This window comes from Paraburkholderia phenoliruptrix (genome assembly GCF_047325075.1).
In the GTDB taxonomy this organism is placed as follows: Bacteria; Pseudomonadota; Gammaproteobacteria; order Burkholderiales; family Burkholderiaceae; genus Paraburkholderia; species Paraburkholderia phenoliruptrix.
In genome coordinates, this window is sequence record NZ_CP168530.1 from 2,123,416 (window position 1) to 2,138,853 (window position 15,438).

General features: G+C 62.3%; 10 protein-coding genes. 3 read left to right on the forward strand and 7 right to left on the reverse strand.

Annotation, left to right across the window (positions count from 1 at the left end):
- Positions 1-2: 2 nt before the first annotated feature.
- The 3 genes from tssM to ACEN8U_RS09395 are packed head-to-tail and all read left to right on the forward strand — an operon-like array spanning position 3 to position 5,837.
- A complete protein-coding gene (gene tssM / locus ACEN8U_RS09385; protein ID WP_310111072.1) occupies positions 3-3,878 on the forward strand; it encodes a type VI secretion system membrane subunit TssM in 3,876 nt (1,291 codons plus the stop codon).
- Positions 3,875-4,867 (forward strand): type VI secretion system-associated protein TagF, encoded by a 993-nt coding sequence (gene tagF, locus ACEN8U_RS09390; RefSeq protein WP_310111070.1) that lies wholly within the window; start codon positions 3,875-3,877, stop codon positions 4,865-4,867. Before tssM ends, tagF begins: the two co-directional genes overlap by 4 nt.
- Positions 4,868-4,871: 4 nt before the next feature.
- Positions 4,872-5,837, forward strand: coding sequence for an OmpA family protein (locus tag ACEN8U_RS09395; protein ID WP_310111068.1), 966 nt, complete (start codon positions 4,872-4,874; stop codon positions 5,835-5,837).
- A gap of 98 nt (positions 5,838-5,935) precedes the next feature.
- Here the strand turns inward: ACEN8U_RS09395 and tssA are convergent, their stop codons facing one another.
- The 7 genes from tssA to tssC all read right to left on the reverse strand — a co-directional run bounded on the left by tssA (position 5,936) and on the right by tssC (position 15,436).
- On the reverse strand, positions 5,936-7,054 hold the full coding sequence (tssA, locus tag ACEN8U_RS09400) for a type VI secretion system protein TssA (protein WP_310111066.1): 1,119 nt from the start codon (positions 7,052-7,054) through the stop codon (positions 5,936-5,938).
- Between the two features lie 35 nt (positions 7,055-7,089).
- Entirely contained in the window at positions 7,090-9,765 is a 2,676-nt protein-coding gene (gene tssH, locus ACEN8U_RS09405) for a type VI secretion system ATPase TssH (RefSeq protein WP_310111064.1), read from the reverse strand.
- A 33-nt stretch (positions 9,766-9,798) separates the two neighbouring features.
- A complete protein-coding gene (tssG, locus tag ACEN8U_RS09410; protein ID WP_310111061.1) occupies positions 9,799-10,893 on the reverse strand; it encodes a type VI secretion system baseplate subunit TssG in 1,095 nt (364 codons plus the stop codon).
- Complete coding sequence (gene tssF, locus ACEN8U_RS09415; protein ID WP_310111058.1) at positions 10,857-12,695, reverse strand: type VI secretion system baseplate subunit TssF; 1,839 nt, start codon at positions 12,693-12,695, stop codon at positions 10,857-10,859. Before tssF ends, tssG begins: the two co-directional genes overlap by 37 nt.
- Before the next feature lie 110 nt (positions 12,696-12,805).
- Positions 12,806-13,285, reverse strand: a complete 480-nt coding sequence (gene tssE, locus ACEN8U_RS09420) for a type VI secretion system baseplate subunit TssE (protein WP_013343176.1) — start codon at positions 13,283-13,285, stop codon at positions 12,806-12,808.
- An 83-nt stretch (positions 13,286-13,368) separates the two neighbouring features.
- A complete protein-coding gene (locus tag ACEN8U_RS09425; protein ID WP_013592096.1) occupies positions 13,369-13,872 on the reverse strand; it encodes an Hcp family type VI secretion system effector in 504 nt (167 codons plus the stop codon).
- A gap of 73 nt (positions 13,873-13,945) precedes the next feature.
- On the reverse strand, positions 13,946-15,436 hold the full coding sequence (gene tssC, locus ACEN8U_RS09430; RefSeq protein ID WP_014973292.1) for a type VI secretion system contractile sheath large subunit: 1,491 nt from the start codon (positions 15,434-15,436) through the stop codon (positions 13,946-13,948).
- Positions 15,437-15,438 lie beyond the last annotated feature (2 nt).

Consider the following 15,438-nt stretch of genomic DNA (forward strand, 5'->3'; position numbering starts at 1 on the left):
TTATGCGACGCTTTCTCAACGTGTTGACCCATCCACGCACGCTCTCGATCATCGGCCTGCTCGCGCTCGCTGCGGTCCTCTTCGTCGGCGCCGATACACTGCAGATCGACCTGATGTGGCCGGCCATCGCGCTCGCTGCGCTCGTCGCGCTATGGCTGCTCGTATGGGTGGCGCGCCGCCTGCGCGCGCGTCGCGCGAACGATAAACTCGGCGAAATGCTCGAGCAGCAGGCGGAAAAGCAGAGTGCCGACGCGGGCCCGGCGCCCACGCCGGCGCGCCAGGCGGAACTCGACGTGCTGCGCACGCGCCTCGTCGACGCGGTCAAAACCATCAAGACTTCAAAGATCGGCCAGCTGTCGGGCGGCTCGGCCTTGTATGAACTGCCGTGGTACATCGTGATCGGCAATCCCGCGGCGGGTAAAAGCAGCGCCGTGCTGAACTCGGGTTTGCAATTCCCGTTCGCCGACAAGAACAACGCGGTGATCCACGGCATTGGCGGCACGCGCAATTGCGACTGGTTCTTCACGACAGAGGGCATTCTGCTCGACACGGCAGGACGCTACTCCGTGCATGAGGAAGACCGTACCGAATGGCTCGGCTTTCTCGGCCTGCTCAAGAAGTTCAGGCCCAAAGCGCCGATCAACGGCATCATCGTGACCGCGAGCATTGCGGAGCTCACCAGCAGCAAGCCTGAATTCGCGATCAATCTTGCGAAGAACCTGCGCCAGCGCGTGCAGGAATTGACCGAAAAGCTGGAGGTGTTCGCGCCGGTCTACGTGATGTTCACCAAGGCCGACCTGATCACAGGCTTCACCGAATTCTTCAGCGGCAGCGACCGTCACGAATACGACCGCGTGTGGGGTGCCACCCTGCCCTACGAGCCGGATGAAAAGCGCGACGTGGTCGGCCTTTTCGACGAACACTTCGAAGAACTCTATGACGGCCTGAAAGAAATCAGCGTCGCGCAGATGTCGATCAACCGCGGCAACAAGCTCTCGCCGGGCCAACTGAGCTTCCCGCTCGAATTCTCCACGATCAAGCCCGCGCTTCGCGCCTTTCTCGCCACGCTGTTTGAAACAAACCCGTTCCAGTACAAGCCGATCTTCCGCGGCTTCTATTTCACGAGCGCCTTGCAGGAAGGCGAAACCAGCAGCGCCGCGGCCACGCGCATCGCGAACCGCTTCGGCCTGAGCGCCGAAAGCATGCCGAAGCCGCACAGCGCGTTCTCAAAGAACGGGTTCTTCCTGCGCGACCTCTTTTCCAAGGTCATTTTCGCGGACCGGCAAACGGTCAGGCAATTCGCGAGCCCCGCAAAGACGCGCATGCGCTACGCAACGTTTTTCGGCTTCGTCGCCGTGCTCGCGCTGGCGCTCGGCGGCTGGACATGGTCGACCGTCAACAATCAGCAACTCGCGGAGAACGTCAAGGCCGATCTCGACAACGTGGTGCGTTTGCAGCAGAACCGCAACGACCTGCAATCGCGACTGCAGGCAATGGACGTGCTCGAAGACCGTATCGATCAGCTCGAACAGTTCCGCCGCGACAAGCCGCTCGCTGTTTCGCTCGGCCTGTATCAGGGCGATCGTCTCGAACAGCGTCTTCTGACCGAGTACTACAACGGCGTGCGCCAGATTCTGCTGGATCCGGTTTCGCAGAACCTCGCGTCGTTCCTCAAGGACGTCAACGCGCATCCGGATCAGCTCGCGCCGCTCAATCGCACACCGGACGCCGCCGCGATTCCCGTCTCGACGCATAGCGCCATGACGGCGAACGGCCAGGGCGGCCTCTACAGCGACGCGTCGCCGACCAATGTGGAAGACGCATACAACGCGCTCAAGACGTACCTGATGCTCAGCGACAAGCGTCACGTGGAAACGGCTCACCTGACCGACCAGGTGGCGCGTTTCTGGCGCGGCTGGCTCGAAACGAATCGCGGCAACATGCCTCGCGACGAAATGATCCGCAGCGCCGAGCGCATGATCACCTTCTACCTGTCCCGCGTCTCCGACGACGACTGGCCGATGATCGACCAGAACCTCGGCCTCGTCGATCAGACTCGCGAGAACCTGCGTCGCGTAGTGCGCGGCATGCCGGCGCGTCAGCGCGTCTATGAGGAGATCAAGGCGCGCGCCTCCACCCGCTTCGCGCCGATGACCATCGCGCGCATCGTCGGCGAGAACAATACGACGCTCGTGGCGGGCAGCTACGCGATTCCCGGCACATTTACGCGGGAAGCGTGGTTCCAGTATGTGCAGCCCGCGATTCGCGAGGCGGCGACGAAGGAATTGCAGGCGAAAGACTGGGTGCTCAACACCTCCGCGCATGACGACCTGACGCTCGAAGGCAGCCCCGAGCAGATCCAGAAAGCACTGGTCACGATGTACAAGACCGAGTATGCAATGCACTGGCAGAAGTTCATGCAAGGCATCGCGGTGCAGAGCTTCGGCAGCTTCGGGCAGGCTGTGGACGCGATGAACCGTCTCGGCGACCCGCAGGATTCGCCGATCCGCAAAGTACTCGAAACCGCGTATGACCAGACTTCGTGGGACAACCCGTCGCTCTTCAACGCGAGCCTGAAACGCGCGCAAAGCGGCGTGACGAGCTGGTTCAAGCAATGGTTCTCCCGCGCGCCGACCGGCCAGCTGAACGCAAACATCGACATCAACGGCAATCCGGTGGAAATGCCGATGGGTCCCATCGGACAGGAATTCTCCGCGCTGGGGCGTATTGTTCAGACGGGCGACAACGGCTCGATGCTCAAGGGCTATATGGACACGTTGTCCAAGGTCCGCACGCGCTTTAACGTCATCAAGAACCAGGGCGATCCGGGACCGGGCGCGCGTCAGCTCATGCAGCAGACGCTCGACGGCAGCGGCTCCGAACTCGCGGATTCGCTCAAGTATGTCGATGAGCAGATGTTGACGGGTCTCACCGATTCGCAGCGTAAAGCGCTGCGTCCGCTGCTCGTGCGCCCTTTGATGGCCGCTTATGCCGTGGTGATCCAGCCTGCCAGCGTCGAAGTCAACAAGGTGTGGAACGCACAGGTGTACCAAACATTCCAGAACTCGCTCGCCAGCAAATATCCGTTTGCCGGCGACGCGAAGGTGGAAGCCGGTGCCGGTGAAATCGCACAGGTGTTCGGCCCGGACGGCTCGATTGCGAAGTTCGTCGGCACCACGCTCGGGCCGCTCGCGGTGCGCCGCGGCGACACGCTGACAGCGCGCACATGGGGCGACATGGGCCTCGCGCTCACGCCGGACTTCACGAATGGGTTCGCGCGCTGGGTCGCGCCGCTTGCGGGCGGTGCGGCGGGCGCGTCGGCAGGCCAGAGCTCGGCGGAACCGCAGACCGTGTTCCAGATCCAGCCGCAGCCGAGCAGCGGCACGACCGAGTACACGCTCGCCATCGACGGCCAGCAGATGCGTTACCGCAACACGCCGCCGCAATGGACCAACTTCGTGTGGCCGAATCCGTCGGGGTCGCCCGGCGCCACGCTGTCGGCTACGACCTTCGACGGACGCACCTTGCAACTCGTCAACGAACCGGGCCGCTACGGTCTCGAGAAGCTGATCAATTCGGCGCAGCGCAAGCGTCGCCCGGACGGCACCTTCGATCTGTCGTGGACGCAAGGCAACGTGACGGTGGCGGTCAGCATGCGCATCATCAGCACGTCGCAAGCCTCGGGCGGCAGCAGCGACGCGCCGCAGCAGCAAAGCCTGCGCGGGCTGCGTCTGCCTTCTTCGGTGGCAGACGTAAGTGCGGCGGCCAATTCCGTCGCTGCCACGAACACAGCCAGTAGTGCGGCGCCCGTCGCGTCGGCGGCGCCGGCGGCGCGGCCGGCCGCGGCCGCGGTTTCGAACACAGGAGGTGCGCAATGACGCAGACCGTGCAGGCGCAGATCGCGTACTTCGGCAAGATTCCCTCGCGCGGCGACTTTGTAAAGAGCCCGCATAACCCGCAGCTGCTCGCCACGCTCGACCGCTGGATCGCCGAAGCAATGGAGCTGCTCACCGACGATCCACGCTGGAAGATCGTCTACGAAAACGCGAAACCCATGCACTTCGCGTTTCTCGGCTCGCGCAGCAAGCTCGCGATTGCTGGCCATATGGTTGCAAGTCACGACCAGTCGTCGCGACGCTTCCCGTTTCTTGCCGCCACCGCGCTCGAGGTCGAGAAGCCGCTCACGTTTCTCGCGCACAGTCCCCTCGCGTTCGCGCGTTTGTGGTCGCGTGTGTCGGCACAAATGAAGCCCCTGCTCGGCACGAGCGAGCCGGCCGGTGCCTTGCAGGCGCTCGGCGAAACGCAGGTACCGATCGAAATCGGCGGAGGGCCGGGCAATCCGCATGACGGCACCTTCAACGATTTCGTCGAACACCAGACGCTCGCCGGGCTCGAACAAATGCTGCTTGCAAGCGGGCATCCGGTGCGCCTGCGCGGCGCGATGCTCGCGCTGGGTTCGCTGCTGCGTCCGGTCATGCAGAGCGGCTCGTCGCATCTCGAACGCGGGCTCACGCTCCCCCTGCCCAACGACCCGTTCTATCGCAGCCTCGTCGCGGCTTTCTGGCTCGAACTGATTGCGCCGTTCGTCGCGCAGGCGGATTTCGAACTGGCCATTTTCATCGGCACGATCGCGGAGCGCGAGCGGCTCATCATCGGCTTTAACGGTGCATCGGCGAAAACGCTGCACAGCGTGGTCGATCCGCAAGCCTATGCAGCACACAACATCGACATCGACGACCCCGAGTGGATCGACGAACACGCACAGAACGATCATGGCATCAGCAAGCTCGTCAGCTATCTCGACCAACCGCAACTGTCCTTGCGCGTCAGCATCGACACGTTCCGCGAAGCCTTCACGGGAGCGTAACGCGATGATCACATCACGCACTCGTTCAGGCGCGCTGCTCGTGAGTCTGCTCGTGGGCCCGCTCGTTATGGGCCTGGTCAGCCCGCTCGCTCGCGCCGACAACGACGGACCGGCTCGCGTCACGCCGGTCGACAACAGCGGCATGTCGATTCGCACGACGGCGCTGCCCTCCGCTTCGTCCAGTGCGCCTGCGCTCAACACCGCGGGCCTCGCGAGCGGCACGACGGGCGCCGGCACCGGCGCGGTGACGGCGTCGCCGCCGCCCGCTAACGCGACGCCGGGCCAGGTGGTGGTCGGCGGCAAAGTGCCCGACGAAGCCACCAAAGCCGCTGTGCTCGCGCGTTTGCGCGACACGTATGGCGCCGCTAACGTGGTCGATCAGATCGAGGTCGCCGACGTCGCGACGCCGCCGAACTGGTCCACAAATGTGCAAAAGCTGATCGGCCCGCAACTCAAGCAGATCAGCAAGGGTCAGTTGAAAATAGACGGCACGCAGATCGACGTGAAGGGCGAAGTGCGCAACGAGTCGCAACGCCAGCAACTCGCGAGCGACATGGCGAATGCACTGAATCCGACTTATACGATCAAGAACGGCTTGCGCGTGAGTGCCTCTGAGCAGGGCCTGCTCGACCAGACGCTCGCCAATCGCACGATTGAATTCGAAACCGGCAGCGCGACGCTCACGCCGCAAGGCCGCGCGATTCTCGACCAGATGGCGGCGGCCATGCAGAAGATGACGACAAAGACCGTCGCGATCATCGGTCACACGGACAACTCGGGCAACCGCGCGTCGAATATCGCGCTGAGCCAGGCACGCGCCGATGCCGTGAAGGGTTACCTCGTCGCCAAGGGCATTCCGCCGCAGCAGATGAGCACGACGGGCGTCGGCCCCGACCAGCCGATCGCGTCGAACGATACGGCGGATGGACGCGCGCGCAACCGGCGTATTGAGTTTCGCGCGGGGTCCTAACTATATTGACAGCCTGCTCGCGGGCTCGGCACACATGAAAAAAGCCTGACTCGGTCAATCGACCGCAGCCAGGCTTTTTTCCATTTCAACGCGGGCATCTAGCTGTTTTCTTCGGGCTTCACACCCAGCAGCTCACGTATATGCGCGAGCGACCCGTCGTCTTTCACCACCGTCGAGAGCCACTGGTGCAGCGGCATGTCGGCGGCCTCCGCAGCTTTGTCGGCGAAGTATGCAGCCGGATTGTGGGGCTCTGTGCTGCGAAAGAACCGCGCCACGGCACGCAACTGCGCGACCGCGTGCGCGCGACTCTGGATTCCTGCGATAGCGGTGGTCGGCGTAGTGGTCAACACAGGCTCCTCGCGTTGAAGAGAGGTCTTGAACGTGGGCTCCGCACGTTCGTGTTCATGGGACGTCGCGGCACTCGCGCCATGGGCGGGTGCCTGCTGCGCCTGGGTATTCACGCCCAGCTCGCGCGCAAAGCGTTCGGCAAGACGGAACACGCTTTCATACGCGTCCCTGGCTTGACGGAAGCTCGGCGCGGAGTCGGCAGCGCGGCGGTCCAACTCCTGTTCCAGCGCGAGCATCGCCGCTTCGAAAGCCTTCAGCTCGGCCAGCAATGTCGAATAAAACGCGGGGGGCGTGGCGCGCTTTGACGCGTCGATCTGCTCAATAGAAGGCTTGCCGCGAGCGATGTCGTCGGCATGATCCGGATCGCGCTTCACGGCTTGCGCCACGTGCGCGGCGACGTCCCAGTCAATTGTGCTGTACACGTTTCCTTGCGACGACGTCAGCGGCATCGCGCGCAGCAGATCGCCGGTTCGTCCCACGAGCCACGCCACATTGCCAAGGCGGTACTCGGTATCGTCGCCCTCCGGCAGCGGATGGACTGCATCCCAATACTTTTCGCACAACCCGGTCAGCAGCGCGTATCCCTGTGTGAGGCCAGTTATGCCCTCCTCGATGGCGAGTGCTTCCGTGAGCCAGACCGCGAGGCGCAAGTCTTTGGTCTGCGTCTGCAGCAACGCACTGGAGCGCTCCACCACGAAAGGCCAGTCGGCTTCCTTGATGTCGGTGACCCATTCGCCTTGATCCAGCGACGGGTCTTCAAAACGCCGCGCGTGCTGGATCGCATCGAAATCGGCGGAAAAGAGCAGATCTTCGCCGCAGGGCGCAGCTTCTGTAATGGGAGCAAGCAGCGTGTTCAAGTTGATCGGCATGGCATGGAGCTATCAATTTGCATTCATAAGACCGCTTATACAACGGCATAGTCGAAGTCGCCGGCTTCGGTCGCGCGCACCGAAATGCGCTCGATTGCCGCGCCGTTCGCGATCCGTCCCAGCACGTGCTGCGCGACTTCGGGCAACAGCGTACCGTTCAGAATATGGTCGACGTTGCGCGCGCCGGAGTCCACTTCAGTGCACCGCGCCAGCACCGCATCGACGAGCGACTCGTCCCACTCGAACACGGCCTTGTGATTCGATTCGATACGGCGGCGAATTCTCTGCAGCTTCAATTCGATGATCTCGGCGAGCACGTCGTCGGAAATCGGGTAGTACGGCACCACTTTCATGCGGCCGAGAAATGCCGGTTTAAACGCTTTGTATAGTTGCGGACGCAACGTTTCGGCAAGTGCGTCGGCATCGGGCAACTCCTCGGCGCTCTTGTTCAGACAAGCCTGCATGACCGCTTGCGAACCGACATTCGACGTGAGAATGATGAGCGTATTGCGAAAGTCGATTTCACGGCCTTCGGCGTCGTCCATCGTGCCTTTGTCGAACACCTGGAAAAACATTTCGAGTACATCGGGATGCGCTTTTTCGACTTCGTCGAGCAGCACCACCGAGTACGGGTTGCGGCGCACTGCCTCGGTCAAGACTCCGCCCTCGCCATAGCCGACGTAGCCGGGCGGCGAACCTTTGAGACCCGAGACGCTGTGCGCTTCCTGGTACTCGCTCATGTTGATGGTGACCATCTTGCGCTCGCCGCCGTATAGCACGTCGGCGAGCGCGAGAGCCGTTTCGGTCTTGCCGACGCCCGAAGGTCCGACGAACATGAACACGCCGCGCGGTTTATTCGGATCTTCCAGATTGGCACTGGCCGTACGCACCCGCTGCGCGACAGCTTCGAGCGCATGGTCCTGGCCGATCACCCGCGCGGCAAGCAGCGGCTGCAGATTCAACACGGTCTGAATTTCGTCCTTGACCATGCGGCCGAGCGGAATGCCCGTCCACGACGCAACAATTTCAGCCACCACGTGCCCATCCACCTGCAGCGGGACCATGGGCTCTGCGCCCTGCAGCGCATGCAGTTCCGCCACGCGCAGCGCGAGGGTTTCGCGCGCCTGCTGTGCTTTGTGCGCCTCGTCGGCGTCGGCGCTGCTCACGCGCGCTGCGTCGATGTCGGCGCGCAGCGCCACGATCTCCGTGACGAGCGCACGTTCCTTGTCGTAGCGTGCCTCGTCGTCGGCAAGATGCTTCAGGTCTTCTTCGCGCAGTTCGCGCAATTGCGCGAGCCGTTCCTCGTGTTGCGCGCCGCTCGCCGCTTCTCGCTCGAGTGCGGCAATTTCCGCGTCGATGCGCTCGAGGCGCTTTTTTGTATCGTCGATTGCCGCCGGTGTCGAACTATGCGCGAGCGCCACTTTTGCACATGCGGTGTCGAGCACGCTGATCGCCTTGTCCGGCAGTTGCCGGCCGCTAATGTAGCGATGCGACAAGCGCACGGCTTCTGTGATGGCGTCGTCGAGCACGCGCACATTGAAGTGCTTTTCCATCAGCGACGTCATACCGCGCAGCATGGCCGCCGCGAGCGTCTCGCTCGGCTCTTCGATCTTCACGACCTGGAAACGGCGCGCGAGTGCGGCGTCTTTTTCGAAGTACTTCTTGTACTCGCTCCACGTCGTTGCCGCAATCGTTCGCAGTTCGCCGCGTGCGAGCGCGGGCTTCAGCAGGTTTGCCGCATCGTTTTGCCCTGCCTGACCGCCGGCGCCGATTATCGTATGCGCTTCGTCGATAAACAGAATGATCGGATGCGGGCTCTTCTTCACCTCGTCGATCACATTTTTCAGGCGATTCTCGAACTCGCCCTTCACACTCGCGCCAGCTTGCAAGAGGCCCATGTCGAGCACGTGCAGTGCCACACCTTTGAGCGGCGCGGGCACGTCGTCTGCCGCAATGCGCAGCGCGAGACCTTCGACCACCGCCGTCTTGCCGACACCGGCCTCGCCCGTCATGATCGGATTGTTCTGGCGGCGGCGCATCAGGATGTCGATAGTCTGCCGAATCTCGCCTTCGCGACCGATCACCGGATCGATCTTGCCTTCGCGCGCGCGCTGCGTGAGGTTGCTGGTGTAGGTATCGAGCGCGGGGGTGGGCGACGGCGCGCCCGGCGCCGAAGCCGACACTTCCGGATTGTCCGCGCCTTCTTCTGCGCGTTGGACGTCATGACCGCGCTCGGCCTCTCGCGAGCCCGCCGTCACCTCGTCGAATTTGTGCTTCAGATCGGTCACGCGTACATCGCGCAAAAGCGGCGACATGCGCTCGGCGAGCTGCGCGAGATCTGGCGCGCTCAGCAATGCAAGCAGCAAATGGCCGGAACGGATGCGCCCGATCTGTGAATCGAGCGATGCAATCAGCCACGCCTGTTCGAGCAGGTCGATCAGATGTTTCGAGAACACCGGCGTGCGCGTATTGCCGCTTTTCACGCGCTGCAATTCGCGTTCTATATCTGCGCGCAGCGCATGGGAATCGATTCTGCTTGCACGTAGCGCGAGCGCAACATCGCTTGCCGGTTCGTCGAGCAACGCCAGCAGCAGATGCTCGAGGTCGACCTCGTAGTGACCGCGCGCGAGACAGTTGTTCGCCGCCAGCAACGCTGCCTGACGGCAGGTCGGATTGAGTTTGGCGATGAGGGTGTTGAGGGACGTGCTCATGTCGTGCGATCCGGTCAGGTTCTATCGTTATGGTCAGTGAATCACGTGCAGTTCGTAGCGGGCATCGGCGCGGTCGCGCTCGGCGTCGCGCGTCGAGAGGAAAGCGTCCCAGCCAAGGCGCGCGCCTTGACTCAGCAGCGTCGGCCCCACCGCCTCGCGTCGCAGCACTAGCAAGACTTCATATTCGAGCGTGACGCCGGCCAGCAGGGTCAGCATGCGTTCGAGTGCCACGGCGCGATCGGCGCCCGGCAGAAAGGCCTCGTAATCCGCCTTGTCGAGCGGGCCGACGACGAGCCGTGCCCGCATGTCGCGCTGCCACACGCGCTCGCCCGCCAGCGCCGTTGCGCCGAGTATCGCGTTGACACTGCCGAGTACGGTCAATTGATCGCGCGGTACGTCATACCATTTGCCAACGAACTGCTCGACGCGCACCGGTACCTTGAAGTAGTCCGACAGCGTGCGTTGCAAGTAGGCCGCGGAAACGGGCCGGTGTCTCGCGGGCAGTGCATAGCCTGCAATCGCTTCGTCGAACAGCGCACCGTCTCCGCTTTGCAGGCTGCTGCGGGTGTCGCTGTCGGATACGCCGGCAAGCGCAAGCAGCAATGGCAAATAGCGTTCGTCGCGATCCAGTTCGTAGTGGAACGGCAAGCGGTACTTTTTCCACGCCGCATAGAAGAGCGCAGTGGCCCGATTCGAAAAGACATCGAAGAACTCGCGCGCGGCGCGGTCGCGCTTGATCTGTTCGCGCGCGATGATCTGCTCGGTGTAATGCAGCGGCAACGCGCCCTGCCCGCCGAGCAAACCGAAAAACGCCGGCGTAATGTCCACTCTGTCGAGCGAGCCGTTTTCGAGCGCCTCCGTGCGCTGCGGCTTTTCCTTTAGCGCGGCGCCGTTGTCGTCGAAAGATTGCGCGCCGTGAATTTCGCTCGGCGGAAACGACATGGACAGCGAATTCCGAAAGGCAATGCGCTGCGCGACGATGTCACCGGACCTGCCGGTGGCCGACGGCGCTTGCTGTGCGAACCACTTCTCGAGCACGCGCACCGCCTGAAAAAACTCAAAGCGATGCGGCTCGTCGAGAAGCTGCTCGACTACGCCAGGATCGATTCGCCGCTGCGCGGTTTGCATCGCAAGATCTCCTCGCCCGTGCGTTTCGACACGACGACCAGTTGCACAAAGCTGTTCAGATGCACGTACAGCCCGAAAAATGTATCGATCACTCGCACGAACGACGCGAGACTCGTGCCGACAAAATGTTCTTCGTCGATAGTCAGGCGAATTTCTATGCCGCGCACGAAAGTCGCGAACGGTTTGCCGGGAAGCCATTGCACGGCCGCACGCTGCTCGATTCCGACAAGCCCGTCGATATGCCGCGCCGATACCGCCGTGCGCCGCAGATCGTAGAGCACCAGCATTTCCTTCAACGCGGAAAGACCGCTGTTCGCCAGAGACACGTGATTCAGCGCAAGATGTGAAATGAGCCGCCAGTGCGCCGCGCGTCCCCGTTCGAAACGCACGCTCGGCGTCGGCCGGCGCAGCATGGCGATGCTGCCGGTCAGCGATCCGCCTTCCAGAAACAGATCGCCGCCTTCCAGACCCACCGCGAGCCCCGCGGGCAAATCGCGATTGGTGCAGGTGAGATCGAGGCTCAACGTATCGGTTTGCGGTGCGGCCGGTTCGAAGTCGATGTCGACAATCGAAATCTCCGTCTCGTAGCCGGGGCTTTTTTGCGCAACCCAATCGTTGCGCCGCGCGAACCAGTAGTGTCCGGCGCGCGCCGCTTCTCCATGATGCAGCGAATAGAACGGCCGGAACTCAGTCACGGACTCCTGATGCGCCTGTTGCCTCACGAGCTTGACCGAATCGATGGAATAAACCTCGTATGCGAAAGCGCGGCGCGCTTCGGCCACCACCGGGTAAGAGACGGCCTGATGGTTCACGCGAATGGGCTCGCCGTGCTGCTCGAACAGGTTGACGACCGGCGTGCAGAAGAGCCGGAAGTGGTGCGCGGACAACGCGTCGAGAAGGCGCGCCACATGCGAATCGCTGCGCACTTCTTTCAGCACCACATGCAGCGTGAGGCGCTGGCAGCGGCCCGCGGTTCGCGTCATGGCCGCGAGGTCAAAGTCGGCGAAATTGAATTTGTCCGGGAAGGCAAAGTACTCGGTGAGAAGCCGGTAAGCCGGATGCGATTTCGCCGGATAGTCGATCAGTGCGTCATGTTCATCAAAACCCGCTTGCGCGAGAGGCGGCGTGCGCAATGGCGTCCACACGCCGCGCCGGTCCGCTTCCACATAGGTCGCCATTGCATTGACGAACAGGCAGTCCGCCAGCGCTGCGATAAACGACTGCTCGCCATGCAGATGCGCGCGCAATGTGCTGACTTTCAATGCGGACAGGTCGAGTTGCGCAGCGGTCGATTCAAAGGTGATGGACAGGATTGCGGTGGCATTGCCCGGCAATACCGTCGCGCTCGGCGCCATGGCCACCGACGTGTACTTCGCCTCGGAAATGCGCATCGGTGCGAGCGTGACGTCGTACGCGGTGCGGAAACGGCACTGCACACCGCGAATGGGCCGCGACTTCAGTTCGGTGCCGCGCTCGATGACAACCGGTTCCGTCAGATGGCTCAGCGCCGCGGAAGTGCCCAACTGCGCGATAGAACAGGAGGGAAAGGGCCGCAGATAGTGCGGGTACAGCACTTCCAGCAGCGCTTCTGTGAATTCGGGGTAGTCGTCGTCGAGCTTCTTGTTGATGCGCGCGCCGAGCAATGCGAACGACTCGATCATCCGCTCGACGTGCGGATCTTCGCAGTGCTCGCCGGACATGGCAAGACGCGCCGCGATCTTCGGGTAGCGCTCGGCGAAATCGCGCGAATAGCGCCGTAGAAACGACAGTTCGCGCTCGTAATACGGCAGCAATTCTTCCATCTATCTATCCCCGCACCCGAACCTTCAGCGCTCGACTTCTTCGCGCCGTTGCGCGTCACGGCAACAGTCAGGCGGTATTGAAGCCGGGCGTATTAAACAAAAAACAGTACTTACAGTTTCGCGCGTGCGCGCGTCACCGAGTATTGCAATGTGGAAGGCTGCAACATTGCGTCGAAACTCACCGGTTCTTCTGCCGGATGAACGACCAGCAGCGCCTGAATGGCGAAGTAAAGCGCATTGGTCGATTGTTCGTTCAGTTCGAGTGTGACCGATACCTGCTGCAAGCGCGGCTCATGCCGTGCAATGGCCTGCTGAATCGATTTACAGATGAACGTGCGGTCATAGTGACTCGCGAGACTCAGACCCGCGAAGTCGTTCAGACCATAAGTGAGCACGGAGCGCTGACACTCGGGCAAAGCAGCCAGCTCGTGCTCGGTCAGCGCAATGCGCGTATTCAATATTGCCTCGACGTCGCGCGCGACCGTGCTTTTCAATTCGTCCAACGACAATTGCCGCATCGCCGGGGAAGCCGGCAAATGCGGTTCGTCGTCGAACAGCTTGTCGAGAAAGCTGGGTTCGAAGCGTTTCATCAGCGTCCGAAGAAGCGGTTCATGCAACGCGCGCCGCGCGCTGTGGCCCTTTCAGGCATGGCGCCACGGCGTGCGCACCTGCATTACACCGCGTAGGTCTTGTCGTTCTTCGTCAGGCTCCACGCGCCCTGCGCATTGCCGCCCTGATTGCCGCCGATCTTCTGCTGCGTGTACTTCCACTGCACGGCAGCGTACTTCAGCGAGAATTGCTCGCTCGGCAAACCTTCGCCCACGACGCTCGGCGTGACGCTCGAGATGATCACGTATTTGAGCTTCACTTCCAGGTACTTGATGCGATTGCCTTCACCGTCCGAACGCATGAAGTCGATCGTGACTTCGTCGAACGTCGTGCCGCCCGAGGCGTGCTGATAAATCAGCGGGCTCACCACGTCGATGTCTTTCGTGAACACCATGTCGGCGTGTTCGCAACGCTCGGACGTGTGGCCGCCCGCGGTGGATGCCGTCGCCGAACGCGGTTGCGTGATCGCGTGGCTCCACGAATCGATTTCGATCCAGCCAGCGTGATCCTTATCGGCGGACTCGCCTTTGATCGCCGGATTGCCGAATTTTAAATAGATGTCCTTCATAACTCATCGACTCCCCAAAGAGGTGGTTTTAGCAGCTAGCCCGGGCGGCCGGCCCGGGCTTTCTGAATCTGGTTTATGAATTGGCCGGCTTCGGCAGATCGGCGACGAGCCGCAACGAGATGGACAGTTCGTCGAGCTGGAAATGCGGGCGCAAAAACGCGACGGAACGATAGGCGCCGGGCTTACCAGGAATCTCCGACACCTGAATCGATGCTTCGCGCAGCGGGAACTGCGCCTTCTGTTCCTGTGTGGCGTTGTCGTCCAGCAGCACGTACTGCGAGATCCAGCGATTCAGGAACACTTCCACGTTTTGCGCCGACGCGAAGCTGCCGATCTTGTCGCGCATCATCGCCTTCAGGTAATGCGCAACGCGCGATACCGAGAAGATGTACTGCAATTGTGCGGACAGAACCGCGTTGGCATTGGCGCTGTCGGTGCTGTATTTCTTGGGCTTTTGCACCGATTGCGCGGCGAAGAACGCGGCGTAGTCGGAGTTCTTGCAGTGCACGAGCGGAATGAAACCGAGGTCGCTCAACTCTTTTTCGCGGCGGTCCGTAATCGCGATTTCGGTCGGGCATTTCAGCGCGATTTCGCCGTCGTCGGTCTTGAACGTGTGGGTGGGCAGATCTTCCACCAGACCGCCGCCTTCCACGCCGCGAATCGCGGCGCACCAGCCGAAGTCGTCGAATGCGGCCGTGAGACGCGCGGCGAACGCCCATGCCGCGTTACACCACAGGTACTTGCTGTGGTCGGTGCCGTCCACGTCCTCGACGAAGTTGAAGCCTTCCGCCGTGGCGCCGTCTTTCGGATTGAACGGCAGGCGGCCGAGAAAACGCGGCAACGTGAGGCCGACGTAGCGCGAGTCTTCCGAGTCGCGAAACGACTTCCACTTGGCGTATTCAACCGTATCGAATACTTTGCCGAGGTCGCGCGGCTTGCCGAGATCGGCAAACGTTTCAAGGCCCAGCAATTCAGGCGACGCCGACGCGATAAACGGCGCATGCGCGGCCGCTGCGACGTGCGACATCTGTTCGATGAAGTACACGTCTTCGGGCTGGCGCGTGACCTCGAAGTCGCCGATGATCGCGCCGAACGGCGAGCCGCCGAACGTGCCGAACTCTTCTTCGTAGATCTTCTTGAAGAGCGCGCTCTGGTCGAATTCAATCGCGGTCTTGAAGTCGCGCACCAGATCGCGCTTGGGCGCATGCAGCGCCTTGATCTTGACCGTGGCGCCGGTGTTGCTCTCCTTGCACAGATAGTCGAGCCCGCGCCACGTGCTTTCCATGCGCTGAAACTCGGGCGCGTGCATCACCGCACTCAACTGCGCCGAAATGAGGCGGTCGAGTTCGGCAACGCGCGCGTCGATGGTGGCCGACAGATTGTCGGAGACGACCACCGTGCCGTCGAGCACCTCGCGCACGAGTTCGCCGATCAGGTCTTTCGCGCGCGCGTGTTCGGAATCCGACTTCGCCACGCGGCTTTTCTCGACGATCTCGTCGAGCAGCGTGGATTCGGCGCCGCTTTGCGCAGTGGCGAGTTGAGCTGCTGCCGTTTGCTGATTCATCT